Origin of the sequence: Streptomyces sp. NPDC017936 (genome assembly GCF_044328485.1) — a bacterium.
In the GTDB taxonomy this organism is placed as follows: Bacteria; Actinomycetota; Actinomycetes; order Streptomycetales; family Streptomycetaceae; genus Streptomyces.
Genome location: NZ_JBIRHK010000006.1, coordinates 207,122 through 231,595, shown reverse-complemented (window position 1 = coordinate 231,595; position 24,474 = coordinate 207,122). Strand labels below are relative to the sequence as shown.

The following is a 24,474-nucleotide window of genomic DNA, read 5'->3' as shown; positions in this document are numbered from 1 at the left end:
CACCGCGAGCGGGGACACCCGGGGTGCCGGCGCGGCCCGCCCGGTTCGGGGACGCGGCCGGTCGGGCCGAGGCGCGTGCCGTGACGCGCAGGGGGTCCGGGGCGCGGAGGAGCCGGTGAAGGGGAGGTCCGGTGTGCGTGCGCTGATCGCGGGTGCGGTTGCGGTGAGGCGCTTCACGCCCGGGTGACCGTCAGTTCGTGCGCGATGTGGTCGCTGAGGCGGGACAGCCAGTCGGGCCGCGCGTTGCCGAGGAGGTGATCGCCGTGCGGGACGGACAGGTAGGTGCCCCGCGGTGCCGCACGGGCCAGCGGCTCGCCGTTCGTCACGCCGGGGATGCGGTCCTGGGCGCCGTCCACGACCAGCAGCGGGTCCGCGATGCGGGGCGCCAGGTCGGAGAGGTCCACATGGCGGGCGAACTCCCGGGCGGCGTCGGCCCCTCCGGTGCGTCGCGCCATGATGTCCTTGACCGGCTCGGGCAGTTCGTCCCAGTCGAGGCGGAAAGGCCCGCTGACGGTGGCGGCCGCCGCCACGCGCGGCTCCAGTGCCGCGGTCCGGGCCGCGAAGTAGCCGCCCAGGCTGAGGCCGACGACCGCGACGCGCGTGACGCCGAGGGCGTCGACGACCCGGCCCACGACCTGCTCGTAGTCCGGCCCGAGGTGTGTCGTGGCCGCGAGCACGCCCTGTCCGGGGCCGTCCATCGCGAACACCGCCAGCCCTCTGGCCAGCAGTGCGGACGCCAGGTCGAGGAACTCCTCCTTGGCCGAGTCCAGGCCGGGGACGACGACCACGGTGCCGGGGGCGTCGGCGGGACCGCGCAGCCAGCCGGTGAACCCTTCGCCGCTCACCCGCCGCGCACCGGGTTCCAGCACGGTCAGCGCCCTGCCCAGGGCGCTGTCCGCCTCGGCCGCCGCACGGCCTGCCTCTGCGTACGGCGCCAGCGTGGCGAGGTGGAACCACCGGGCCGCCATCAGCAGGTGCGCACCCGCCGAGGCGGACGATCCGGCGTGCTCCGCGCGCTCCAGGTAGGCCCGTCCGGTGCGCAGGAAGGCCGGTCCCCAGTCGGCGACGGAGGGGAGGGCTTCTGTGACGCGCAGGTACTCGTGGGGGTCGACGCCCGCGCCGACGGCGCGTGTCCACTGGGCGGCGGCGAACTCGGGGGCGCTCATCGTGGTCCTCCTGTCAGCGGGAGTGGGCGGGCACGGCGGCGTACCCGGCCCGGCCGCCCTGCGCGGCGTTCGCGAAGGCGATCGACCTCCGCACGCCGTGCATGCAACCCCGCGGGCCCGCGGCGATCCAACAACGAGCGGTCGCTTCCGACAACGATCGGTTGTCACCTAGGGTGAGAGCCGTGGATCTCGACATGGCGCAGGTGCGTGCCTTCGTACGCGCCGCCGAGGAACTCCACTTCGGGCGGGCGGCCGCCACCCTCGCCATCTCCCAGCAGGCGCTGTCCAAGCGGATCGCGCGGCTGGAATCACTGCTCGGCACCACGCTGTTCCAGCGCGGCGGCCACGGGGTGCGCCTCACCGAGTCCGGGCAGCGGTTCCTCCAGCCGGCCCGGCGGGCCGCGGCGGCCGCCGACGCCGCGGTCGCGTCGGTGACCGCCGAGAAGCGTCCCCTGCACGTGGACGTCTGGGGGCACCTCTACGCGCCGACGCGGACCCTGGCCCAGGTCGCCGGGCAGACCGGGGAATGGGTGCTGGGGCACGGACGCGACCTGCCGTCGGTGACGGGGGCGTTGGTGCGAGGTGACGTCGACGCCGCGTTCGGCCGGGTCCACCCCCCGCTGCATCCGGGGCTCACGCACCGCCTCGTCCGCCTGGAGCCGGTGGACGCCGTGCTGAGTGCGGACCATCCGCTCGCGGCCCGGCCGGCGCTGCGACCGGACCACCTGCGCGACAGCGTGCTGTGGGCACCCGGTCCACCGGACCGGCTCGACTTCCTCCGCCGGTTCGCCGACCGGTTCGGCGTCCGGGACAGGGCGGCGAGCGTCAACCTGGGTCTCCCCCACTTCCTCGCCGAGGTGGCGGGGGACCCCCGGCGCTTCTCGCTGCTGCCCGCCGACGTGCCCCTGCCGAAGGTTCCCCGGCTGCGCTCCGTCCCCCTGGTGGATCCCACACCGTTGTACGCCTGGTCCCTGCTGTGGCGCACCGGAGACGAACACCCAGGGCTGAGCAGCCTCTTGGCCGCCTGCGTCGCACAAGCACGGCGAAGCCGGTGGCTGGAGTACGACCCGGCGCGCGACTGGCTGCCCGAACCCCCCGCGCACCCGTCCCCGGCACGAGCCGCCGGGCCCGAGTGACCGGTTCCTTCCGCGCCGGCGGCCCGGCCGCCCCCGCCGTCGGCGGCCCCGCCGACGCGACATCGCCGCGGGCCGCCCCGGCGCTGCGCCGCTCCCGATCGCGAACGGCACCGACGCCGCACCCGCTTCCGCCCGGCGGCCCGGCCCTCGTCGACGCACGGGAGACCGGCCCCCGTCGACGCACGGGAGACCGGCCCGGCCGTCGACCGGAGACCTCTCATGTCGATCTTGTGCAGCTTTGCAGTCGACACCATGGAAGCCGGACGAGCCCACCCATCTCGCTGTGTGGCGCCTGTCGCCTCCGTGATAGCACGGGGTGATCAGAGAGAAAGGGCTCACGACCTCATGGGTATCTTCAGCCGTCGCCAGACTGCCGTCATCGAGCCGACGCCGACTCTCGGTATCAGCACGCCCGGCGCGGAGGCCTCGACCAGCGGTGCCGTGCTGGACCCGGCCCTGCGAGCGCTGACCGGGCGGTGGACCATCGACCGCCCGCACAGCCGCATCGGGTTCTCCGTGCGGCACGCGATGGTGACGACGGTCCGGGGCGCTTTCACCGACTACGACAGCACCCTCCACTTCGACGGGGCGCGGCCCTCCGCGTCGCGGGCCGAGCTCGTCATCCGGGTCGCCAGCGTCGACACGGGCGTGGAACAACGGGACGCGCACCTCGTCGGTCCCGACTTCTTCGACGTGCGGCGCTTCCCGGAGATGGTGTTCCGCAGCACCTCCACCCTGCACGAGGGCGGGGAGAGCTTCCGCATGACGGGAGACCTGACCATCCGTGGCGTCACCCGGTCCGTCGACCTGCAGCTCGACTACCTCGGCTCGGTCCTGGACCCGTTCGGGTACGAGCGCGCCGGTTTCGACGGCACCACGACCATCGACCGCACCGACTGGGGCCTGGTCTACAACCAGCGCCTCAAGACCGGGGGCGCCATGGTGAGCGAGAAGGTCCGGCTGCAGTTCGACATCTCCGCGATCCGGTCCACGTCATAGCGGCTCCCGGTGGCCCGGGCGGGCGCCTTCGCCGAGGGCGTCCGGCCGGCGTGCGCGCGAGGCGCGGCGGCGTGGGCTCGGCGGCGGCCGCCGGGTCGGTCACGTCGCGACGGTGGGGCCGCCCCTCACCCGGCGCCTGCGGCGACGGCGGAGGACCGGAGGTGGGAGCAGTTGCCGTCGCCGGCCGCGTGGGGGATGCGCATCCGGTGCAGCAGGTCGCGCGCGAGGCGGTGGTCGTCGGTGGCACGCCAGGTGACGCCGGGGTACCGGGAGCGCAGGTGCGACAGCGCCCTGGTGCCCAGTCCGCTGTCGCGGAACGGCCCGTCGATGACCACATCGGTGATCACGCCCTCGGCGCACTCGTCGCAGGCCCGGTAGAACACCTGACCGACCACCTTGCGGATGTGGACCAGCAGCAGGCACTCCTCACCCGCGGTACCGGGCACGGGGGACTGCAGCAACTCGACGGCGCGGTAGGCCAGCAGCCTGCGCCGCCACCGGCCCCTGCGCCGTCCGGCACGCCGGTGCTTGCCCTCGGCCCTGTGCGGCGGCACGCCGGACCGCGGCTCCGGCAGCCGACCTTGCGCGTCGGCCCTGGCAGGCATGTTGTCGTGATGCATGCAGTCGCGAGTGCCCCGTTACGCCCGAGCGATGTCCCGCATCTTCCGTCCGTGGGCCGGAACCGACGAAGAGGGCCGGCGGCCCGGCGGTTCAGTCCAGGTCCGCCTGCCACAGGTCGGGGCCGAAGACCTCGTACTGGATGTCACGCGCCAGGACACCGCGCTCGATCAGCGCGCTCCGCACCGCCTGCATGAACGGCAGCGGCCCGCAGAGGTAGTACAGGGCGTCCTCGGGCAGGTCGGCCGCCGCGGGGTCCATGAGTCCGGTGAAGACCCCGTCCACCGGTTCGCGGCTCCTGTCCTCCTTCTCGTACCAGAGGTACATCCGGCCGTTCCGCAACGCCAGGACGTCGTTGACCACCTGCCGGCGCAGGGGGAAGGACGCCTCGTCGACGTCGGCGTGCAGCAGGGTGACCGACAGACCGGACTGCGCGGCGACGAGATGCGAGAGCATCCCGGCCATGGGCGCGATCCCGATGCCGGCGCTGGCGAACACCACCGGCCGCCCGGAGTCGTCGAGCACGACGTCGCCGTAGGGCAGCGAAAGCGTCAGGGTGTCGCCCACGCCCACCGAGTCGTGCAGCAGCGTCGACATCTCGCCCTCGGGGTCCGTGCCCTCACCGCGGATCCGCTTGACCGAGAACTGGCGGTGCTCCCCGTCATCGGCCCGGGTCAGGCTGTACTGGCGCGGCTGGAGCACCCCGTCCGGCATCCGCATGCGGACCGTGACGTACTGGCCGGGCAGCGAGGTCTTCACCAGACGGTCGTCGACCCGCTTGACCACGAACGTCACCACGTCCTCGGTCTCCGGCACCTTGCGCACCACCTGCCAGTCCCGCCACACCGTCTCCGGCCTGACCCCGCGGGCGCTGTACAGGCCGCGTTCCTGGTTGATCAGGGCGTTGGCCATGAGCCAGTAGACCTCGTCCCAGGCCTCGGCGACCTCCGGGGTGACCGCGTCGCCCAGGACATCGGCGATGGCCCACATCAGGTTGTCGTGCACCACCTGGTACTGGTCGGGGCGGATGCCCAAGGAGGCGTGCTTGTGCGCTATGCGTGACAGGAGCTGCTCCGGCACCCTCTCCGGTGTCTCCACCAGCGTGGTCGCGAACGCGGCCACGGAGCCGGCCAGAGCCTGCTGCTGGTGGCCGTGGACCTGGTTGCCGCGGTTGAACACGCCGTCCATGAGTTCGGGATGCTCTTCGAACAGGTGCTGGTAGAAACGGCGTGCGATGTCACCGATGTGTTCGGCGACGACCGGCAGAGTCGCCGTGATGACGGGGCGGGCCTTGTTCGAGAGCACGTCACTGCCTCCCTGCGCGAGGAGCCGACTTACCGGGGAGCCCACGGGTACCCCCGGCGTGCTGTGGCCTCACACCCGGCCCGTCGGCCTCACACCCGGCCCGTCCCGCATCGGCGTCACCGGGCGGGAGGGCCGACGGCGGTGACCGGCCGCCTTCGGCCGCCCTTCGGCGCCCGCGCCTGCGCGTATCGCGGCCCCTTGCGCACCGGCGCGATCCGCGAGCACCGGCGCCATCCGCGAGCCGTGCGCGGACACCGCGCGCTACGATCCCCCTGCCTCGACCGGCCGGGAGGAGGACGTCGTGGAGCGGCCCCTTCTCTACCTCGACGTGGACGGTCCGCTCAATCCGTACGCCGCGAAGCCGGAACGGCGGCCGGAGGGCTACGCGACCCACCGGATGAAGCCCGAGGGATGGATCGCCCAGCACCCCGGCACCCCCCGGGCCCGCGTGAAGCCGCTGCGGGTGTGGCTCAACACGGACCACGGCAGGAGACTGCGGGAGCTGGCCGGACGGTACGACCTGGTGTGGGCCACCACCTGGGGGGTGGAGGCGAACACGTTCATCGCTCCCGTCCTCGGCCTGCCCGACCTCCCCGTCGTGAAGTGGCCCTCGCCGCCGGCCGCGGGACCGGACGGCACGTCCTGGAAGACGCGTCCCCTCCTCGCGCACGCCGGCGGCCGGCCCTTCGCCTGGGTGGACGACGACCTCGGTGAACCGGACCGGGTCTTCGTCGCCTCGCACCACCGCGCCCCCGCGCTCCTGCGGCACGTCGATCCCCGGTACGGACTGCACGACGACGACTTCGCCGCCCTCGCACACTTCGCCCGCCTCCTGTCGGCCCCCACCGCCTGACCGCCGGGGCCGGGGTGTCGTCGGGGCTCCGGGTCAGGACGGGGCGAGGACGCAGAACTCGTGGCCCTCCGGGTCGGCCAGGCAGGTCCACGGGACGTCCCCCTGGCCCAGGTCGAGGTCGGTGGCGCCGAGGGCCCGCAGCCGGGCCGTCTCCGCCGCCTGGTCGTCACCCGGGTACGGCAGCAGATCGAGATGGACGCGGTCCGGCCCGGTCTTCGCGTCGGGCGTACGGAGGAACTCGAGATACGGGCCGACGCCCTCGGCGGAGCGCAGCACCGCATGGTCGTCGGTCGCCTCGTGCAGGGTCCAGTCGATCGCCTCGCCCCAGAACCGTGCCATGGCCCGCGGATCCGCGCAGTCGACCACCACCGCGGCGATCGGCCCGGTGTCCCGGTAGACCTCCCGAGGCTCCAGCACGCAGAACTCGTTGCCCTCCGGGTCGGCGAGGACCGTCCACGGCACCTCGCCCTGGCCCACGTCGGCGGGCGTCGCACCGGCAGCCTCGAGGCGTGCGACCAGCTCCGCCTGATGGGCCGCGGAGGTGGTGGCGAGATCGAGGTGCACGCGGTTCTTCGTCGTCGTCCTGGGGTCCGGGACGGGAACGACGTCGATGCCGACGGCGACCGGGTCCGGCCACACGAGGCCCCCGGCGGGTCCGACGTAGGTGGTCACGCCGGGGCTGTAAGCGCTCCAGCCGAGCGCCTGCGCCCAGAACCGGCCGACCGCGGAGGCGTCAACAGCTTTCACGTTCACGTGAACAGGTCGCAGTGCCATGCCCGCGATCCTATGCACCCGCCGCGTCTCGCAGGGCCGTCTGTCTCAGGGGCGGGTCGGCTCGATGCCCACGACCGCGTGGACCGTCGCGGTGACCAGGCGGCGGTCCAAGGGGGCGTCGTCGAAGGCGCGGTGCATCGGCCAGCCCTCGATCAGCGCGTCGAGCGCGCGCGCCACGCCCGGGGTGAAGTGCAGGGTGAGGCTCTCCCGGCTGCGTTCGAGCCAGGTGCGCGTGGTGCCGGACACGGCTTCGTTGTGGTTGGCGTAGGCGTACATCTCGAAGATCAGCGTCATGTCGCGTTCGGTGGCGTACGCCGGGCCGCAGATCAGCTCGACGACGGCTTCCTCGGCCTCCGTCACGGACCCGGCGGCCTCCAGGGTCCGCCGGTACAACCGGGACATGGTGTCCGCCAGCCGCGCGAACGCCTGCGCGAGCAGGTCGTCGAGTCCGGCGAAGTAGTACGTCAGGGAACCCAGGGGCACCTGCGCCCGGGCCGCGATCTTGCGGTGGGTGGTCCCGTGCACCCCGCTCTCCGCGATGACGTCGAGGGCGGCATCCAGAATGCGCTCCTTGCGTCCGGGGTCGTTCGGGATCTCGCGTCGCGTGCCGCTCACGCCCCCAATGTGCCACGAGTCGTCCCTCCCCCACGTATGTACACGTGTACACGCGAGTGTGTACGGTCGTACAGACCCGGTCCTTGAACCCTGATGGAGCCCGCCTCCCATGCCCTTCAGCCCAGCCCGAAGGCGTACCGCCGTCTTCGTCCTGTTCTTCGTTCCCGGCCTGACCATCGCGTCGTGGGTGACCCGCACCCCCGACGTGCGGGACATGCTCGACGCCTCCACGGCGCGCATGGGCCTCATCCTGTTCGGGCTCTCCGTCGGCTCGATGATCGGCATCCTGTGCTCCGGCGCCCTCGTGATCCGCTGGGGCGCACGGCCGGTCATCGTGGCGGGAACGATCGCGGTCACGGCCGCGGCCGCGCTCATCGGCATCGGGGCCCACGCCGGCTCGGACCTCGGAGTGGCCCTCGGGCTCGCGCTCTTCGGCCTCGGCATGGGCGGCGGCGAGGTGGGCCTCAACGTCGAGGGCGCCGAAGTCGAACGGCTGCTGGGCCGCTCCACCCTGCCCGCCATCCACGGCTTCTTCAGCCTGGGCACCGTCGTCGGCGCCGTCGCCGGCATGGCGCTCACCGCCGCCGCCTTCCCCGTCCTCGTCCACCTCGTGGTCGTGGCGGGTGTCGACGCGGTCGCGCTCGCCCTGGCCGTCCGGTACCTGCCGTCCGGCGTCGGCCGCAGGCTCCCGGCCGGGACGCCGGAGCCGGGCTCGCCGCGCAGCGCGGTGTGGAAGGACTCGAAACTGCTGCTCATCGGCAGCGTGATCCTGGCCCTCGGCATGGCCGAGGGAACCGCGAACGACTGGCTTCCGCTGGTCATGGTGGACGGCCACGGCTTCGACCCGGCCCTGGGATCCGCCGTGTACGCCGTGTTCGCCGCCGCGATGACGGTCGGGCGCTTCGTCGGCGGCAGGTTCGTCGACCGTTACGGACGGGCGGCGGCACTGTGCGGCAGCACGATCGTCGGAGCGGCCGGACTCGCCCTGGTGATCTTCGTCGACCACCAGGCCGTCGCGGCCTGCGCCGCCGTCCTGTGGGGGCTCGGGGCGTCCCTCGGTTTCCCCGTCGCGCTCTCCGCGGCAGGCGACTCGGGCGACGACACCGCCGCCCGCGTGTCACTCGCCGCCACCGTCGGCTACATCGCCTTCCTCGTGGGCCCGCCCTCCCTCGGCTACCTCGGCGAGCACTTCGGGCTGCGCCACGCCATGATCCCGGTCCTCGTCCTGGTCATGGCCGCGGCCTTCGCCACGCCGGCCGCGCGCACCCCCCACAGGGCGCGGGAGACGGAGCCGGTCAAGGGGTAGCGCTCCGCGGCATCCGGTTCCCGCACCCGCTCGCGGAAGGAGCGGTCAAGCGGCGGCCCGGAGCCGGAAGCGCAGGTCGGTGGCGCCGGCCCGGGCGGGCTCACCGTCCGGTGGGGAAGCCAGCCGGGTCCACGCCGGTCGCCCCGGGCACGCTCGTCCTCCGCGTTCACCCGGGCGTCGGGACCGAAGTCGCCTCGCCGGCCCCGGTGTTGACGGGGCGCTCCCCGTGCAGCAGACCTCGCGCCGGCCGGCCGGAAACCGGGTGCGGACCGCCGGCGCCGTCGCCACCTACCGGGCAGCCGGCTTCCGGCCGCTCCCCGACGTCCGGGACCGGCGCCGGGACGCCCGGACGGTGTCGCCGGGGCCGGCCGGTCATCGGGGTGGGGGCGCCGTGGGCTGATCCGCGGTGGGCACGGTCCGAGCCGTCTCGGAACCGCCCGGCCCGAGGCTGGTCACTTCCGCCAGAACAGATGGTGCGTCACGCCGCTGGGGCTGGGCACGACGTCGAGGTGGAACCGGTCGAGCAGTTCCTCGGGTGACTCCCAGAGCCGCAGTCCGGACCCCAGCTTCACGGGCGAGACCGCGACGTGCAGGGTGTCGACGAGGTCGGCGTCGAGGAACTGACGGATGGTGGTGACGCCGCCGCCGAGCCTGACGTCCTTGCCCTGCGCCGCCTCCCTCGCCTGCTCCAGGACCGTGGCCGGGTCTCCGGCGACGAAGTGGAACGTGGTGTCGGAGAGCGTGAACGACGGACGCTGATGGTGCGTCATGACGAACACCGGCGTGCGGAACGGGGGCTCGTCGCCCCACCAGCCGCGCCACTCGTGGTCGTGCCAGGGTCCGCGCTGAGGACCGAACTTGTTGCGGCCCATGATCTCGGCGCCGATGTTGCGGGCGTAGTCCCGCGTGAAGTGGTCGTCGAGGCCCCGGCTGCCCCCGGGATCGGTCCGCATGGGCCAGCTGGCCGTGGCACCGGCCCAGGCGAAGAGCCTGCCCGGATCGACGTGACCGAACGGACGCTCGAGACTCTGGTCCTCGCCGGCGCCGATCCCGTCACTCGAGACGTTGAAGTTCTGCACTCTCAAGAGCTGGGCCATGTGTTCCTCCAGAGGTGTCGGACGACGGTGATGAGACTCCCCGTGCGGGCGGAACTCATCGCTGCGTCCGTCATTGTTCTCCTCGTCGGGGTGCGCGCCGTCCCGGAACACGTGGCTCGCGCCGCGTGCTGTGCCGCTCCCTCCGGGCAGGCCCGTCGCCCCGCTGTCCGACCCCCGTGGGACCATGCCCTTTTCCGCACCACCGTCCAGGGGGGACACCATGCGCACCCGCGCCACCACCGTCATGGCCGCCGCGCTCCTCGTCGCGCTCGGCGCCTGCTCGTCCGGCAGCGACGACGACAAGGCCGAGCCCGCCGGCGACTCGGGCACGCCCGCGGCCGAGCCGACCATCAGCGTCCCGGCCGACAAGGAGGGCGACGACCTCGAGGCCGCTGTCGCGGTCTACACCGCCTCCTACTTCGCGGCCGACGCCGACACCGCGTACGGCATGCTGTCCGAGCGCTGCCGGGGCGAGATCAGCGCGGACGCGTACGCCGGCGTCGTGCAGCAGGCCAAGGCCGACTACGGCGAGGACCACCCGGCGACCGACGTGACGGCCGAGGTGTCCGGCGAGCTCGGCCGCGCCACCTACAAGGTGAAGGGGCTGCCCGAGTTCGACCGGACCAAGCAGCCCTGGACGCTGGAGGACGGCGCCTGGAAGTACGACGCCTGCTGACCCGCCCTCACCTGACCGGCACGGTCATCCGCCCTCCGGCCCGTTCGGGAACTCGCCCGAGCGGGCCGTCTCCGTGCGCCCGGCGGCCCGGTCGCCGGCCGTGGCGAGAACGAACCGCCCGGACCCGTGCCGCACCCGGCCGGCCGCACCCTGCGGCCGATCCCCGCGTCCGCGGTCGGCCCCCGCGGCGCCGCCTCGTGCCCGGCGTTGCGATCGGGCCGGATTTCCTGCCCTGAACTCGCCCTTTCCGGGTACCCGCGCGTTCATCGGACGGCCGGGCGCAGGACGCGGCCCGGCTTGCAGGAACGCGGAGGGACGGGAGGTGACCGCGGTGTCGAGCACGCAGCCGCACCAGGCCGGTTTCGGCCACAGCACGGACCGCTTGGGCCAGGAGCCGGTGAGCGAGCTGGTGCAGCGTGCCTCGCAGCAGCTGACCGAGCTGGTGCGCGGTGAACTGAGGCTGGCGCAGGCGGAGATGAAGGAGAAGGGAAAGCGCTACGGCAAGGGCGGTGGCCTGTTCGGCGGCGCCGGAGTCGTCGGTTTCCTCATGGTGCAGGCGCTGGTCGCCACCGCGATCGCCGCGCTGGCGGTGCCGCTGCCGGTGTGGGCCGCGGCGCTGATCGTCACGGCGGTGCTCGGTGTGATCGCCGCGGTGCTGGCCGTGAGCGGGAAGAAGCAGGTCGACCAGGCCGCGCCGCCCGTACCCGAGCAGACGATCGAGAACGTGAAGGCCGACGTGGCCGAGATCAAGGAGAGTGCCCACCGATGACCCAGCCGCCCCACGACGAGCCCACCGCCTCCAGCCCCGACGAGCTGCGCGAGCAGGTCGAGCAGACCCGGACCGAGCTCGGGCGGACGGTCGAGGCCCTCGCGGCGAAGACCGACGTCAAGGCACGCGCCCAGGAGAAGGCCGCCGAGGTGAAGGACCAGGCCGCCGCGAGCGTCGGCGAGTTGAAGGAACAAGCCGTGGTCAAGGCCGGTGAGCTGAAGGCGAAGGCCACCGACCTGGCGCACCAGGCGCAGGACAGGGTGCCCGACCCGGTCAAGGAAAAAGCCGCCCAGGCCGCCGAGCAGGCCCGTACGACCGCGGCACAGGCCAGGCAGATGTGGGAGGAGAAGGCGCCCGAACCGGTGCGGCAGAGGACGGCCCAGGGGGCCCGGCTGGCACGGGACAACCGCAATCTGCTGCTGGCGGCGGGCGTGGCCGTCGTGGTGTGGCTGGCCTGCCGCCGCCGGAAGGGATGAGCGCCGGCGACGGCGTCGAAGACCGCCTGCGAGCCGGTCGGTCCCGTCAGCGGCACGGCTGCGGGGCCTCCCCCGTCTCCGTCGGGGTCACGGCGGCCGGCGGCGCCGCCGCCGGCCGCCGCCCGGCCGGCGCCCGACCCGGCTGACGCGCACAAGAAGAGGGGAGAGGGCCAGGACGACAAGGACACCGGCCCTCTCCCCTCTTGTCCGCTCCCACCCACGCGAAGGACCCTCACCGTCATGTCCGATCAGCACGCGGCTGTCGCGATCACCGCTGCAGCAGTCGTCGCCACGATCCTGGTCGCCCGGGCAGCCCTCCTCCGCCGCAGCGGCCCAGGACGCGTCACCCGCGTCGCCCGCGGTCGCACCGCACCCCGCGCCGGCGAGGCCGTCCCCTCGACCGACGCCGCCTCCTGGGCCGTGCGAGAGGCCGAACAGCACGTCCACCGCTGCTGGCAGCAGCTCCGCACACGGGTCGACCCGCCTGAGTGACCCCGCGGCGGACGCCCTGGCCGAGGAGCACGCCGAGCACGGCCGCCCGCACGGGACGAGGCCGCGCGGGCCGGTGGCAGGCCCGGCCGCACGTCCCGGGCCGCGCCCGGAACACCACCCTTGCTTCGACGTGTGTCAACATAGGCGCATGTCGACCGCGAAGGTGCTGCCGCTGCTGGAACCCGACGGCCAGGACGGGGCGCCGTGCTGCCCGCCGCTGACCGAGCGCCCGATGACCGCCGAGGAGGCGGGGACCGCCGCACGGATGTTCAAGGCGCTCGGCGACCCGGTCCGGCTCCGGTTGTTCTCCGCCGTCGCCTCCCACGCGGGCGGCGAGGCGTGCGTGTGCGACATCTCCGACGTCGGCGTCTCCCAGCCCACCGTCTCCCACCACCTGAAGAAGCTGAAGGAGGCCGGTCTGCTCAGCTCGGAGCGGCGCGGCACCTGGGTCTACTACCGGGTGGAGCCGTCCGTCCTGGCCGCCATGGGCAAGCTGCTGACCGCGCCGTCCACGGCCTGACGCGGCAGCGGCGGAGGGAGAGCCTCGTGAAGGACAGGGCGCCCGGCGCGGTGATCGTGCCGCTCGGGCCGGAGCACGCCGAGCAGGTGCTGGCGATCTACCAGGCCGGCATCGACGAGGGCGACGCCACCTTCGAGACGGCCGCGCCGTCGTGGGAGGCGTTCGACGGGGCGAAGCTGCCCGGGCACCGCTTCGCCGCCGTCGACGCCGAGGGCACGGTGCTGGGCTGGGTGGCCGTGACCCGCGTCTCCGACCGGTGCGCGTACGCGGGCGTCGTCGAGCACTCCGTCTACGTCCACCCCGCCGCCCGTGGGCGGGGGATCGCGGCGGCGCTGCTGAGGGCGTTGATCGACTCCACCGAGTCGGCCGGGATCTGGACCGTCCAGTCCGGGATCTTCCCGGAGAACACCGCCAGCCTAGCCCTCCACGCACGTGCCGGGTTCCGTGTCATCGGCACCCGCGAACGCGTCGGCCGCCACCGCGGCGTCTGGCGCGACGTGGTGCTCGTCGAACGCCGAAGCCCCGCCGTCGTCTGAGCCCCGGTGCGCCCGGCCCGGCCGGCGGGCGTCCGCCGACGAGGCGAACCGTGCCGCGGCCGTGTCCACCGGACCCGGGCCCCGTTCGCCCTGCTCGGGATGCCCTCGTGACGTTTTGCTCGCATGCTGGGAGAGCCGCTGCACAAGATCACGGAGAGGACGCGTCCCATGACCACGACCGCGCAGGACGTCATCACCGTCAAGCTCGAGCGCACCTTCGACAGCATGGACGCCGACCACGACGGCTACCTGGACCGGACGGACTACCAGAAGCTCGCCGACCGCTACATCGAGGCCTTCCGGATCCCCAGGGACGACCGCCGGGCCCGGGCGCTTCTCACCTTCTGCCAGATCTACTGGCTGGAGCTGCTGCGCCACGCGGGCGTGGACGGGGGCCGGCTCACGAAGGACCAGTTCGTCACGGCCAACCGCCTCGCGGTCATCGACACCAGTCGGCTCAACGTGACCGAGGGGGGCGGCCATGCGATCTTCGACGTCATCGACACCGACGGGGACAACGAGATCAGCAAGGACGAGTTCGCCCGCTTCCTGAGGGACGTGTGGAAGAGCGACGCCCCGGACGCGATGGACTCGTTCACCAAGCTGGACACCGACGGGGACGGCGCGATCTCCCGTCACGAGTTCATCCGCGCGGTGCGTGAGCACTTCCTCTCGAACGACCCGGACGCGCCGGGCAGCATGTTCTTCGGACACGTCTGACCCACGCGCTTCCAGGCGCTCGCCGTTCGCCGGCGGCGCCCTCCGCGGTCGCCCCCGGACCACGGTCCCGGCGGGCGGCCCGGGGTTTCGGGACATGGGGGCGTGGACACTGGGCACGCGAGGAAACGGGACGGCCGCGGCCGCGCTTCGGTCCCCACGGCGCTGCCTCAGCCGCACCCACCGCCGAGGAGTGGTAGCCCGTGACCAGGTCGTACGACACGGTGGACCCCGCATTCGCGACGGCTGTGCTGCACAGCGTGGGCGCCGGCGTCTTCACCCTCGACGCGGCGGGGGTCATCACGTACGCCAATCCCTGGGCGGAGCGCCTGCTGGGCCGGCCCGCCGCACGGATGCTGGGCCATGACGCGCACGCCCTCCTTCACCGCCGTCCCGACGGCAGCCCGATCCCACGGGAGCAGTGCCTGATGCAGGCACCGCTGCGGGGCAGCCGCGACGCGCAGGAAGGCAGCGAGGAGTACCTCCTGCGGGGCGACGGCACCACCCTGCCGATCATCTGGTCGACCACCGCCCTGGCGCCGGGAGGACACGGAGGCGGTCTGGTCGTCGTCTTCAGCGACTTCAGCCTGCACCGCGACGCCGAGGAGCGGGCGGCCGCCCACATGGCCGCCCTGGAAGCGCTGACCAACCGGCTGAACCTGCTGGCCGACGTGTCCTCGGTCCTCATGTCCAGCATGGACGCCACCACCGCGGCGCGCCGGCTGCTGCCCCTGCTGGTTCCGGCACTCGGGGACTGGGCCGTCGTCGACCTGGTCGGCGCGCACTCCGGAACCCTGGAGCGTGTCGCGGTCCGCGTTCCCGGACACCGGCGCCGGGCCAGAGGGCTGGAGGGCCCGCTGCCGCCGGGCCCGCCGCATCGGGCGAGGGCCCCCTTCACCGAGCCGCTCCTGGTGGCGGCCGAGGATCTGCGGGATCCGGGAAGGCCCTTCGCCGCCACCCACCGGCCCCTGTTCGACGCCCTCGGCGGGGCGACGGCCGCCGTGATCCCCGTCCACTCCGGCCGGCACCACTACGGAACGCTGACCGTGGCGCAGGGTGTCCGCTCCCCCGCCCTCCCCGAAGCCGAGGTGCGGCTGCTCGCGGACGTCGGCCGACGCCTCGCCCTGGTGCTGGACAACATCCAGCTCTACGACGAGCAGCGCGACGTCGCCGAGACGATGCAGCGCCAGCTGCTGGCTCCCCTGCCGCAGATCGACCACCTGCGCATGGCCGCCCGCTACCTGCCCGCCCAGAGCGCCATGGAGATCGGCGGCGACTGGTACGACGCCTTCCTCCTCGCCGACGGCGTCATGGCCCTGGTCATCGGGGACGTGGTGGGCCACGATCTCAAGGCCGCCGCCCACATGGCCGAGGTCCGCAACATGCTGCGCGCGCTGGCCTGGACGCACGTGGAGCCGCCCAGCATGATCATGCGCCGGCTCGACGAGGCGGTGACCCACACCAGTGACGCCCCGATGGCCACGTTGATCTTCGCTCGCGTCGAGGGCCCCGAAGGCGGACCGTGGCGGCTGCACTGGGTCAACGCCGGTCACCCTCCCCCGCTGCTCGTCAGCGGGGAGGGGGACACACGCTTCCTGACCGGCGGGCACGGACCGCTCATCGGGATGAGTGCCACCCTCCACCTCGGGCTGACCTGGCCGGACACCCGTGAGGAGCTTCCCCCGGAAGCCACCCTGCTCCTGTACACCGACGGCCTCGTCGAAAGCAGGGACCGTCCCATCGACGTCGGCATGGGCAGGCTCCGCCACCACGCCTCCGTCCTCGCCCGGCGTCACGGACGGAGCGTGGACGACTTCTGCGACCACCTGCTGCAACGGCTGGCGCCCAGCGGAGACGACACGGCCCTGCTCGCCCTGCGCCTGCCGGCGGCCGGCGCGGGCGCCGCCGGCGACCACCGCCCGCCGCCGCCCCCGCAGGCGCCCCACAGCCCCGCCGCCCCGAACCGCGCCGCCCCCGGCTCGGCGCAGGACCGCGCGCCCGTGCAGGACCCCACGACCCCCGATCCGTCTCCCGGAACCTGACCGGGCCGCGCACGACCCGGCCTCGCCGCTCCCCGCGAACCCGGTTCCCGGCGGGGCGGGCGGGCCCCGCGTCGAATCGAACACCTGCCTGACGCCGACCCGCGGTGCGGCGCGTTCCGGCCTGCGTGCAGGATAGGGGCATGACGACCAAGGTTTACTTCGACATCACCATCAACGACGAGCCCGCCGGGCGCATCAACTTCAATCTGTTCGACGACGTCGTGCCCAAGACGGCGGAGAACTTCCGTGCCCTGGCCACCGGCGAGAAGGGCTTCGGCTACGCCGGCTCCTCCTTCCACCGGGTCATTCCCGCCTTCATGCTCCAGGGCGGCGACTTCACCCGCGGCAACGGCACCGGAGGCAAGAGCATCTACGGGGAGAAGTTCGCCGACGAGAACTTCTCCCTCAAGCACGACCGGCCCGGCCTGCTGTCCATGGCCAACGCGGGCCCCAACAGCAACGGCTCGCAGTTCTTCATCACCACGATCGTGACCGACTGGCTGGACGGCAAGCACGTGGTGTTCGGCGAGGTCGCCGACGAGGAGAGCATGGCCGTCGTGAAGAAGATCGAGTCGCTCGGCTCCCGCAGCGGCGCGACCTCGGCGAAGATCACGATCGCGGCCTCCGGCCAGCTCTGACCACGCCCCCGAAGGGCAGGAGACGGGGCCCGCCGCGGACCGCGGCGGGCCCCGTGGCCTGACCGGGGCGGCCCTCGCGCCCGTGACCTCCGGGTCACGGGCCCGGCGAGCCGCCCGCCTGCTCAGACGTATATTCCGTGATCGTCGGCCGGGCGCCAGGGCGCGGTCAGCAGGGTGACGGGCACCGACAGCGGCCGGTGGTGGTTCCGGGCGGGAGAGACGTCAGCCGGCTGGACGCTCCAGACGCCGTCACAGCAGGTGAGGTGCACGGTGTGCCGGGGCTGTACCGGGAGGTTCCGGAACGCCCGGACCGGAGCGGACAGGGCATGGACGAGCACCGCCTGCGCGACGGCGGGTTCGACGATGGCCAGGGTGCCGCCGGGGTCCGCCGGCAGGCCGCCGAGCCAGTGCGCGACCCGGTCGCAGAGCCGGCGTACGGATTCACCGCCGTGCGGCACGGCGTCCGGGTCCGTCAGCCACGCGCTGTACCCGTACGGGTCGGCGGCGACGACGTCGGCCACCGTCCGGCCGTGCCAGGCGCCGTGGTCGATGTCGCGCAGCGCGGGTTCCACCGCCGCCCGCAGTCCGAGGACCGCGGCGATCAGCGCCGATTCCGCCGAAGGGGATCTGACGGCCGTCGAGTACGGGGGAAGCGATGCCAGGGCGGTGCCCGCACCACAGAGTTCCCGCTCGCTGAGCGGGGTACGGCCGAAAACGGCGCTTGTCGAGCGCACACACACGAGCGTCAGGCGGATCGTCATACGAAATGCCTCCTCACCGGCCCGGTGCCCGGGGACCTCCTGCCGTGGCTCCCGCCGGCCTCTCACGGCCACCGGACCCACGCCACGGCACGAACGGTCGGCACATGGCACGTCACGCTTCTCAGGGTCCGCGCACGCTCCCGCCGCGGCCATCCGCCAGGAGGCCGGAACGTCCCCGCCGACCGGCCGGTGGACCCCGTGCCGACCGGAGCGCCCCGGCCCGCCGCGCGTCCGCTTCCCGCTCCCGCCGGCCCGGACACCCGCTCAGCCGCACCACGGACCTCAATGGCCCGAATGTTCCGCGGCCCCCTGTTGTATGGATGCACGTGCGACGGGAGCGAGGGAACATGGCCAACGACAGCGCGGACGCGGACCCGCCCCCGGCCGTCGGGCTGAAGCCCGATGCGATCGGGTTCCTCGACGCGCTCGTCATCGGGCTCAACGCCACCTCCCCGGCGTACTCGGTGGCGGCGGCCATCGGCCCCCTCGTGGCGCTGGTGGGGATCTACGCACCCGGCGTGATGCTCGCGTCGTTCGTGCCCATGCTGCTGATCGCGTCGGCGTTCTTCTACCTCAACAAGGTCGACCAGGACTGCGGCACCACCTTCTCCTGGGTCACCCGGGCCATGGGGCCGTGGGCCGGATGGCTCGGCGGCTGGGCCATCGCGATGACCGGCGTGCTGGTCGTCGGGTCGCTGGCGGACGTCGCCGTCACCTTCGGCCTGCTCGCCTTCGGCCTCGACGGCTGGGCCGACGACGTCGTCGTCCGGCGGCTGCTCACGGTACTGCTCATCGTGGTGATGACGGCCGTCTGCGTGATCGGCACCGAACTGTCGGCCGAGGTGCAGAACGTCCTGATCCTCGCTCAGGTCGTCTGCCTGCTCGCCTTCGCCGTGGTGGCGCTGTACCGCGTCTACGCCGGCACCGGCACGCTCGACTCCCTCGAACCGTCGGTCGGCTGGCTCAACCCCTTCGGAGCCGGAGGGTCGTCCCTGACCGGGGCCCTGCTGCTGGGTGTGTTCCTCTACTGGGGCTGGGAGTCGGCGGTCAACCTCACCGAGGAGGTCGAGGACTCCGCCACCGCTCCCGGCAGGGCCGCCGTGTGGTCGACGGTCATCCTGCTGGTGACCTACGTGGCGGTCGGTTTCGCGGTGGTCGCCTACGCCGGAACGGCCTACCTGGCCGGGAACGCGGCGGAGGAGGAGTTCGTCTTCGCCCTGCTCGCCCGCGAGGCCATGGGCGGCTGGCACTGGGTCGTCCTGCTCGCGGTCTCGACGTCCGCGCTGGCGTCGACCCAGACCACGATCATCCCGGCGTCGCGCACGGCGCTGTCCATGGCCCGGCGTCACGCCCTGCCCGCGCGCTTCGCACGGATCAGTCCGCGGTTCCGCACCCCCGACGTGAGCACGTGGTGGGTCGCCGCCATCGCGATCGCCTGGTACCTCGTCGTCAGCGAGATCAGCTCCAACGCGCTGTTCGACTCGCTCACCGCGCTGTCGCTGCTGATCGCGTTCTACTACGCGCTCACCGGCGTCGCCTGCGCCGTCTACCACCGTCGCCACCTGACCAGGAGCGTCCACCACTTCCTCCTGATCGGCCTCGGCCCGCTCGTCGGCGCCGGGCTGCTGACCTGGCTGCTGGTGGAATCGGTCATCGACATGTCCGACCCCGCGAACTCCTACAGCGGCGACTCGTGGCTCGGGCTCGGCCCCCCGCTCGTCATCGGCCTCGGCATCGCGCTGACGGGTGTGGTCCTCATGGTCGTGCGGCGGCTGACGGCTCCCGCGTTCTGGTCGGAACGCCCCGGCGTGGTCGACCCCGCCCTCGTCGACGGCCCTGGGCCGGAAGAGCCCTGAGGATGCGGTCCGCCCCGGGCTCGGTCGAGCACGCGGCGCAGGTAGCCGTGCGGATCGGCGAGGCAGCGGCGCCCGTGGTCGACCAGCGTCAGCCGGTCCCAGGCCGTCCGGCGCAGTCCGTGCTCGCCGACCTCGATGGTGTCCGCACCGGGCGGCGCGGTCAGCGGCGGTGAACGGGTGGCGCGGACGACCTGGCCGCCGTTCCTCACCAACCGGTCGATGTGTCCGAGCGGTTCCAGGCGGGACGTGAAGGACAGGGCCGCCCCGGGCTCGTCCAGCACGTACGGACCGGCCTGGTGGGACCTGCCGCGGAAGGCGGCGAGGAAGCCCTCCTCCGTGGCTGACCGAGTCCCGTGCGAACCCCTCGCGGTCCAGCGCGTCCAGAGCGGTCTCGGCGCGCGGGGAGAAGCCCTTGCGGGCGGCCCGGCCGCCCGGCATGCGGCGCCCGAGCGACGCGGTGTCGAAGCGGATCCTCTCGCCCAGCACCGACTTGGCACGACGACGGGCATGGCGCCAGTCGTGCGAGCCGCCCCAGGGATCCAGGCCGAGGCCCTCCGCCAGGGCCTCGACCGGGGTCGACCTGCCCGAGCCGTTCTCACCGACGAGGAACGTCACCGGCACGCCGAAGCGCAGCCCGCCCGCGACGAGATCGCGCACACACGGCACCGATCACGGCCGCTCCCGGTCGTCGAGGCCGTCCGCATGTGCGTACGCGCGTTCGACGATCACGGGCCGAGTCCGCCATGGGGACCGGGGCGCCGCCCGCCCGCGCGGAGCCGGGCCCCGTGAGGCGCCGTCGTGTCCGGCGGGCGTCCGGCGCTCGCCCGGGGTGCGGCAGGGGGCGGTCAGGCGTGCGGTTGTCGTCGGGCGTGCGGCACGGGATGCTGAGGGAGCACGAAGGGAAGCGGTGGTCATGGATCGTTTTCCGAAGGCGGCCGACGTCGACTTCCACAGTCCCTTGGACCTCTCCAAGGCCGCCACCGCGGTGCTGGACGACGAAGGCCGCATCTCCGGATGGGGATCCTCCGCGCAGCGCCTCCTCGGACACTCGCCCGAGGACATGCTGGGCCGGCCGGCCGCCCGGCTGCTCGCGGCGACCCCGGGGCAGCGGCTGTCCGGCCTCTGCAGGGCGCACGGGCCCCGCAGCACCGTCCTGGACCTGTGCTGTCACGACGGACGCACCGTGCGCGCGGCCGTCACGTTCGCCCCGCTCGCGCACCGCGGCCCCGCCGCGACCGTCGTCGTCGCGGCCGACCTGGAGGAACTGCGCGGCTGGGAGGCGCAGTTGGCCATGCTGCAGGGACTGGCGACCGAGTCTCCCGTGGGCCTGACGATCTTCGACACCGACATGCGTGTGGTCTGGGGGAACGTCTCGACCGATCTGGAGCTCGCGGGGATCGCGGACTACGTGGGCCGGCCGGCCACGGATCTCTTCCCCGAAGGGGAGTTCATCTCCCGCCACCATCCCCCGGACGAGGAGCAGGTGCTGGAGCACGTCCTGACGACCGGGGAACCGATCATCGGCATGCACTACCGCGGGCGTGCCCCCGTCGACCCGGTGCGCGAGCACGTCTGGTCCTGCTCCTACCACCGGCTGCAGGACGCCCGGGGCGAACTGCTGGGGTCGTTCGAGGAGTCCCTGGACATCACCGACCGCTACCGCGCCCAGGAACGCCTGTCGCTGCTGGTGCGGGCGGGAAAGCGGATCGGCGCCTCGCTGGACGTGCGGCGCACGGCCGCGGAGCTCGCCGACGTGGCCGTACCGCAGCTGGCCGACGAGGTGCTGGTGGATCTGCCGCCGGCGGTCGTCGAGGGACGGCAGCCGCCGACGGGCTCGGCGCCGGGGCACGGTCTGCTGCGGATGCACGGCCGGACCCAGGACGAGTTCCGGACCACTCCCGTCTCCTACCCGCCGTCGTCACCGCAGGCCCTGAGCCTGGCCACCAGCCGCCCCGTCGTCGAGGCCTCCTCGCCCGGGGCGCCGGACGGGCGGGGACCGGCCGCCTCGCACTCCTGCCTCTTCGTCCCGCTGCTCACCCGCGACGCGGTCCTGGGGCTCGCCACCTTCCGGCGCAGCAGCAATCCCGACCCCTTCGGGGCCGAGGAGCAGACGCTCGCCGTGGAACTCGCCGAGCGAGCCGCCGTCGGCATCGACAACGCCCGCCGTTACACCAGCCAGCACGAGGCGGCCCTGGTGCTGCAGCGAAGCCTGCTGCCCCAGCACCTGCCCGAGCAGAACGCGGTCGACATCGCGTACCGCTACCTGCCCGCCGACAGCCGCGTGGGCGTGGGCGGCGACTGGTTCGACGTGATCCCGCTGTCCGGCGCCAGAGTGGGCCTGACCGTGGGCGACGTGGTGGGGCACGGCGTCCACGCGGCCGCGACCATGGGCCGGTTGCGCGCCACCGTACGGACCCTGGCCCTGCTGGACCTGGATCCGGCCGAGCTGCTCACCCGGCTCGACGACCTGGTCGCGCAGGACGCGGAGTCCTCCGAGGAGGACGGGCCGGGCGACGAGGCGCTCGGGGTGACGTGTCTCTACGCGATCTACGACCCGGTCGGCGGCCGGTGCGTCTGGGCGAGCGCGGGTCATCCCCCGCCCATCGTGGCCGACGCGAGCGGCTCGGTGGCCTGGTCCGCGCTGGCCCCGGGACCGCCGCTCGGGCTGTGCGGCCTGCCCTACGAGAACGTCGAGCTGAGCCTGTCCAGCGGCAGCGTGGTGGCGTTCTTCACCGACGGCGTCGTCGAGGACCGGCGCACCGACATCGACAGCGGGATCGACCGCCTGGCCCACGTGCTCACCTGGCAGCGGTGCCCGGTGGAGGAGCTGTGCGACCGGGCCCTGTCGACGTTGCCGCCCGGACCGCAGGCGGACGACGCCACGCTGCTGCTGGTGCGCACCCGGCGTCTCGACGCCGATCACGTGGCGGACCTGGAGCTGCCGTCCGACGCGGCCATGGTGGCTCACGCCCGCACCCACACCGAGCGGCAGCTGGCGGCCTGGGGCCTGTCCGACCTGTCGTTCACCGCCGCACTCGTGGTGAGCGAGCTGGTCACCAACGGCATGCGGTATGCCACCGGGCCCGTCAAGCTGAGGCTGATCAGGGACCGCTTCCTGCTGTGCGAGGTCTCCGACACGGCGCACACCGCACCCCACCTGCGGCGGGCGCGCCGTGACGACGAGGGAGGCCGCGGTCTGTTCCTCGTCGCCCAGGTGTCCCAGCGCTGGGGCACGCGCTACACCTCGTCCGGGAAGACCATCTGGGCCGAACTGGCCCTGCCCTAGCCGCACGTCGCACCGGACGCCCCCGCCGCGACCGGCCGCCGGCGCGCCGGCGGTCGCCCCGGAGAAATCCGTGCCGGGTGTTCCGGTCAGGAATCGAGAAGCACGGGTCGCGGAGCCGCGCCTAACGTCGTCGTCATGACCTCCCTCGCATCCGTCACCCTCGAGGTGGCCGACCCCGCCGCCGCCCACCGCTTCTACACCACCGCCTTCGGCCTGGACGACCGGATCCGCCTGCAGGCCTCGCAGGCGCCGACGACCGGCTTCCGCGGGTTCACGCTGTCGCTCGTGACGTCCCGGCCGGCCGACGTCGACGCCCTCGTCGACGCGGCCGTGGGCGCCGGCGCGACGACGCTGAAGCCCGCCACCAGGTCCCTGTGGGGTTACGGAGGCGTCCTGCAGGCCCCGGACGGGACGATCTGGCAGGTCGCGTCGTCGTCGAAGAAGGACACCGCCCCGGCCACCGGCCGGTTCGACGAGATCGTGCTCCTGCTCGGCGTCGAGGAGGTGAAGGCCAGCAAGCGGTTCTACGCCGACCGCGGCCTCGCCGTGGCGAAGAGCTTCGGCAGCAAGTACGTCGAGTTCGCCACCGGGACCGGTTCGGTCAAACTGGCGCTGTACAAGCGCCGTGCCCTGGCCAAGGTCGCCGGCGTCTCCCCCGACGGCACCGGGTCGCACCGGCTCGTGATCGGCGGCGACGCCGGGCCCTTCACCGACCCGGACGGCTTCGCGTGGACGACCGCGTCGCGGACCGCGTCGGTGTGAACCGGGTGGGCGCGGGTGCACGGCACGGGACATCCGCCCCACGGCGTACCGGCCCGCCCGGTGCGCCGACAGCCGGGAACCACGGCCGTACTGGGCTGTTCGGCCTACGGAACGGGACGCCGTACCGGGCGTCGCCGGTGTCCCGGCTCCTCGGCCTGTGATCATGGGCGCTCACGGGAAGTGATCGACGAGGCGCTCCAGGTCGCGGGGAACCATGCACCGCCGCCGTACGGCTCTCGTGGGAAACGCGCCGGAGGTGATGTGGTGAACTGGTTGACCTCGCTGCCGGCGGTGGTGCTGGTCGTGGGCGGGCTCGTGCTCGCCCTGCTGGTCGCGGCCGTGGCCCGGGTCGGCGTCCGGGCCCTCGTACCGGTCGCGGAACACGACCGGGTGCCGCAGATCGCCACGCCCCTGATGCCGACGCTCGGCGCCGCCTTCGCGATCTTCGCCGCGCTGTCACTGGCCAGCGAGGCCGGCTACCTGCGCGCGGCGGAGGCGCTGGTGAGCGAGGAGGCGGCCGCGACCTCCCGCCTGGCGTGGGCGGCGACGAGTCCGCAGGTCCGGTCGGAGCCGATCCACGCGGCGCTGCTGGACTACCTGCGGAACACGCGGGCCAAGGAATGGAAAGGCGCGGCGGCGGCGTCCGCCGGCGACCCGGCCACCGCCCACGCGATCGCACGGCTGGAGCGCGCCGTGCGCACCGAGGCGGCCCGGCCCCAGGTGGCGACCCCTACCGGCACGGAACTGGTGGCCTCCCTGGACGCCGTCACCAGCAGCCGCCGCGCCCGTGTCGCGGCCGCCTCACGCGACGTCCCCACGCTCTACGTCGTCACACTCGCGGTCAGCGGACTGGCGTTGATCGCGAACTCCGGCGCACTGGTCTTCCGCAGCAGCCTGCGCACGTCACTGCTCATCGTGGGGGTCGCGAGCGTGGTGGGGCTGAGCCTGGCCCTGCTCTTCGCGCTCAGCGCGTCCTGGAACGGGCCGTTCGTCGTCAGCGGGCATCCCCTCGACGCCGTCATCGGTGACCTGAGGTCCGGCTTCTTCCACGGCGGGCCGTAGGCGGCGGGCGCG

24 protein-coding genes and 1 pseudogene are annotated in these 24,474 nt (G+C 73.3%); 17 read left to right on the top strand and 8 right to left on the bottom strand.

Features of this window, described 5'->3' with window-relative positions:
* Positions 1 to 173: 173 nt before the first annotated feature.
* Positions 174 to 1,166: an alpha/beta hydrolase family protein gene (locus ACH4F6_RS14965; protein WP_397960559.1), complete on the bottom strand. Its 993-nt coding sequence runs from the start codon at positions 1,164 to 1,166 to the stop codon at positions 174 to 176.
* A 182-nt stretch (positions 1,167 to 1,348) separates the two neighbouring features.
* On the opposite strand from ACH4F6_RS14965, the gene ACH4F6_RS14960 reads away from it, so the two are divergent.
* Positions 1,349 to 2,302 carry a LysR family transcriptional regulator gene (locus tag ACH4F6_RS14960; RefSeq protein ID WP_397960558.1) on the top strand — a complete coding sequence of 318 codons (954 nt, stop codon included), beginning with the start codon at positions 1,349 to 1,351 and terminating at the stop codon, positions 2,300 to 2,302.
* 345 nt (positions 2,303 to 2,647) lie between these two features.
* A complete protein-coding gene (locus ACH4F6_RS14955) occupies positions 2,648 to 3,301 on the top strand; it encodes a YceI family protein (RefSeq protein ID WP_397960557.1) in 654 nt (217 codons plus the stop codon).
* 125 nt (positions 3,302 to 3,426) lie between these two features.
* On the opposite strand, the gene ACH4F6_RS14950 is transcribed toward ACH4F6_RS14955, so the two are convergent.
* Together ACH4F6_RS14950 and ACH4F6_RS14945 are read right to left on the bottom strand one after the other, a co-directional pair.
* A complete protein-coding gene (locus tag ACH4F6_RS14950) occupies positions 3,427 to 3,906 on the bottom strand; it encodes a hypothetical protein (protein ID WP_397960556.1) in 480 nt (159 codons plus the stop codon).
* Positions 3,907 to 4,012: 106 nt separating this feature from the next.
* The gene (locus ACH4F6_RS14945) at positions 4,013 to 5,224 is read right to left on the bottom strand and encodes a globin domain-containing protein (protein WP_397960554.1); all 1,212 of its coding nucleotides are present in this window, start codon (positions 5,222 to 5,224) and stop codon (positions 4,013 to 4,015) included.
* Positions 5,225 to 5,525: 301 nt separating this feature from the next.
* On the opposite strand from ACH4F6_RS14945, the gene ACH4F6_RS14940 reads away from it, so the two are divergent.
* Positions 5,526 to 6,077, top strand: a complete 552-nt coding sequence (locus tag ACH4F6_RS14940; protein WP_397960553.1) for a hypothetical protein — start codon at positions 5,526 to 5,528, stop codon at positions 6,075 to 6,077.
* 33 nt (positions 6,078 to 6,110) lie between these two features.
* Here ACH4F6_RS14940 and ACH4F6_RS14935 read toward each other — a convergent pair whose 3' ends face one another.
* Both ACH4F6_RS14935 and ACH4F6_RS14930 read right to left on the bottom strand, forming a co-directional pair.
* Positions 6,111 to 6,851: a VOC family protein gene (locus tag ACH4F6_RS14935; protein WP_397960552.1), complete on the bottom strand. Its 741-nt coding sequence runs from the start codon at positions 6,849 to 6,851 to the stop codon at positions 6,111 to 6,113.
* 45 nt (positions 6,852 to 6,896) lie between these two features.
* Positions 6,897 to 7,466 (bottom strand): TetR/AcrR family transcriptional regulator, encoded by a 570-nt coding sequence (locus ACH4F6_RS14930; RefSeq protein WP_397960551.1) that lies wholly within the window; start codon positions 7,464 to 7,466, stop codon positions 6,897 to 6,899.
* A 109-nt stretch (positions 7,467 to 7,575) separates the two neighbouring features.
* Between ACH4F6_RS14930 and ACH4F6_RS14925 the strand changes: the two genes are divergently transcribed.
* A complete protein-coding gene (locus ACH4F6_RS14925) occupies positions 7,576 to 8,772 on the top strand; it encodes an MFS transporter (RefSeq protein ID WP_397960550.1) in 1,197 nt (398 codons plus the stop codon).
* A gap of 452 nt (positions 8,773 to 9,224) precedes the next feature.
* Here ACH4F6_RS14925 and ACH4F6_RS14920 read toward each other — a convergent pair whose 3' ends face one another.
* Complete coding sequence (locus ACH4F6_RS14920) at positions 9,225 to 9,869, bottom strand: dihydrofolate reductase family protein (protein WP_397960549.1); 645 nt, start codon at positions 9,867 to 9,869, stop codon at positions 9,225 to 9,227.
* Positions 9,870 to 10,089: 220 nt separating this feature from the next.
* Between ACH4F6_RS14920 and ACH4F6_RS14915 the strand changes: the two genes are divergently transcribed.
* The 9 genes from ACH4F6_RS14915 to ACH4F6_RS14875 all read left to right on the top strand — a co-directional run bounded on the left by ACH4F6_RS14915 (position 10,090) and on the right by ACH4F6_RS14875 (position 16,735).
* Positions 10,090 to 10,545: a hypothetical protein gene (locus tag ACH4F6_RS14915; protein WP_397960548.1), complete on the top strand. Its 456-nt coding sequence runs from the start codon at positions 10,090 to 10,092 to the stop codon at positions 10,543 to 10,545.
* A 397-nt stretch (positions 10,546 to 10,942) separates the two neighbouring features.
* On the top strand, positions 10,943 to 11,314 hold the full coding sequence (locus tag ACH4F6_RS14910) for a phage holin family protein (RefSeq protein ID WP_397960734.1): 372 nt from the start codon (positions 10,943 to 10,945) through the stop codon (positions 11,312 to 11,314).
* The gene (locus ACH4F6_RS14905) at positions 11,311 to 11,790 is read left to right on the top strand and encodes a DUF3618 domain-containing protein (RefSeq protein WP_397960547.1); all 480 of its coding nucleotides are present in this window, start codon (positions 11,311 to 11,313) and stop codon (positions 11,788 to 11,790) included. The genes ACH4F6_RS14910 and ACH4F6_RS14905 overlap by 4 nt, the downstream gene beginning before the upstream one ends.
* Before the next feature lie 240 nt (positions 11,791 to 12,030).
* Positions 12,031 to 12,282 (top strand): hypothetical protein, encoded by a 252-nt coding sequence (locus ACH4F6_RS14900; protein ID WP_397960546.1) that lies wholly within the window; start codon positions 12,031 to 12,033, stop codon positions 12,280 to 12,282.
* Between the two features lie 148 nt (positions 12,283 to 12,430).
* Positions 12,431 to 12,802 (top strand): ArsR/SmtB family transcription factor, encoded by a 372-nt coding sequence (locus ACH4F6_RS14895; protein ID WP_397960545.1) that lies wholly within the window; start codon positions 12,431 to 12,433, stop codon positions 12,800 to 12,802.
* A gap of 26 nt (positions 12,803 to 12,828) precedes the next feature.
* On the top strand, positions 12,829 to 13,338 hold the full coding sequence (locus tag ACH4F6_RS14890) for a GNAT family N-acetyltransferase (protein WP_397960544.1): 510 nt from the start codon (positions 12,829 to 12,831) through the stop codon (positions 13,336 to 13,338).
* Positions 13,339 to 13,506: 168 nt separating this feature from the next.
* Complete coding sequence (locus ACH4F6_RS14885; protein ID WP_397960543.1) at positions 13,507 to 14,058, top strand: EF-hand domain-containing protein; 552 nt, start codon at positions 13,507 to 13,509, stop codon at positions 14,056 to 14,058.
* Positions 14,059 to 14,258: 200 nt separating this feature from the next.
* Complete coding sequence (locus ACH4F6_RS14880) at positions 14,259 to 16,097, top strand: SpoIIE family protein phosphatase (protein ID WP_397960542.1); 1,839 nt, start codon at positions 14,259 to 14,261, stop codon at positions 16,095 to 16,097.
* Between the two features lie 140 nt (positions 16,098 to 16,237).
* Positions 16,238 to 16,735, top strand: a complete 498-nt coding sequence (locus ACH4F6_RS14875) for a peptidylprolyl isomerase (RefSeq protein ID WP_397960541.1) — start codon at positions 16,238 to 16,240, stop codon at positions 16,733 to 16,735.
* Positions 16,736 to 16,857: 122 nt separating this feature from the next.
* Here the strand turns inward: ACH4F6_RS14875 and ACH4F6_RS14870 are convergent, their stop codons facing one another.
* Positions 16,858 to 17,496: a histidine phosphatase family protein gene (locus ACH4F6_RS14870; RefSeq protein WP_397960540.1), complete on the bottom strand. Its 639-nt coding sequence runs from the start codon at positions 17,494 to 17,496 to the stop codon at positions 16,858 to 16,860.
* A gap of 347 nt (positions 17,497 to 17,843) precedes the next feature.
* Here ACH4F6_RS14870 and ACH4F6_RS14865 point away from each other — a divergent pair, with 347 nt between their 5' ends.
* Positions 17,844 to 19,352, top strand: a complete 1,509-nt coding sequence (locus ACH4F6_RS14865) for an APC family permease (protein ID WP_397960539.1) — start codon at positions 17,844 to 17,846, stop codon at positions 19,350 to 19,352.
* Positions 19,353 to 19,375: 23 nt separating this feature from the next.
* On the opposite strand, the pseudogene ACH4F6_RS14860 reads toward ACH4F6_RS14865, so the two are convergent.
* Positions 19,376 to 20,018, bottom strand: a pseudogene (locus ACH4F6_RS14860) (ABC transporter); the annotation flags it as partial.
* A 247-nt stretch (positions 20,019 to 20,265) separates the two neighbouring features.
* Between ACH4F6_RS14860 and ACH4F6_RS14855 the strand changes: the two are divergent.
* The 3 genes from ACH4F6_RS14855 (at position 20,266) to ACH4F6_RS14845 (ending at position 24,462) form a co-directional block, all read left to right on the top strand.
* Positions 20,266 to 22,638 (top strand): SpoIIE family protein phosphatase, encoded by a 2,373-nt coding sequence (locus ACH4F6_RS14855; protein ID WP_397960538.1) that lies wholly within the window; start codon positions 20,266 to 20,268, stop codon positions 22,636 to 22,638.
* Between the two features lie 135 nt (positions 22,639 to 22,773).
* Entirely contained in the window at positions 22,774 to 23,400 is a 627-nt protein-coding gene (locus tag ACH4F6_RS14850) for a glyoxalase (protein WP_397960536.1), read from the top strand.
* A 264-nt stretch (positions 23,401 to 23,664) separates the two neighbouring features.
* Positions 23,665 to 24,462 carry a hypothetical protein gene (locus ACH4F6_RS14845; protein WP_397960535.1) on the top strand — a complete coding sequence of 266 codons (798 nt, stop codon included), beginning with the start codon at positions 23,665 to 23,667 and terminating at the stop codon, positions 24,460 to 24,462.
* Positions 24,463 to 24,474 lie beyond the last annotated feature (12 nt).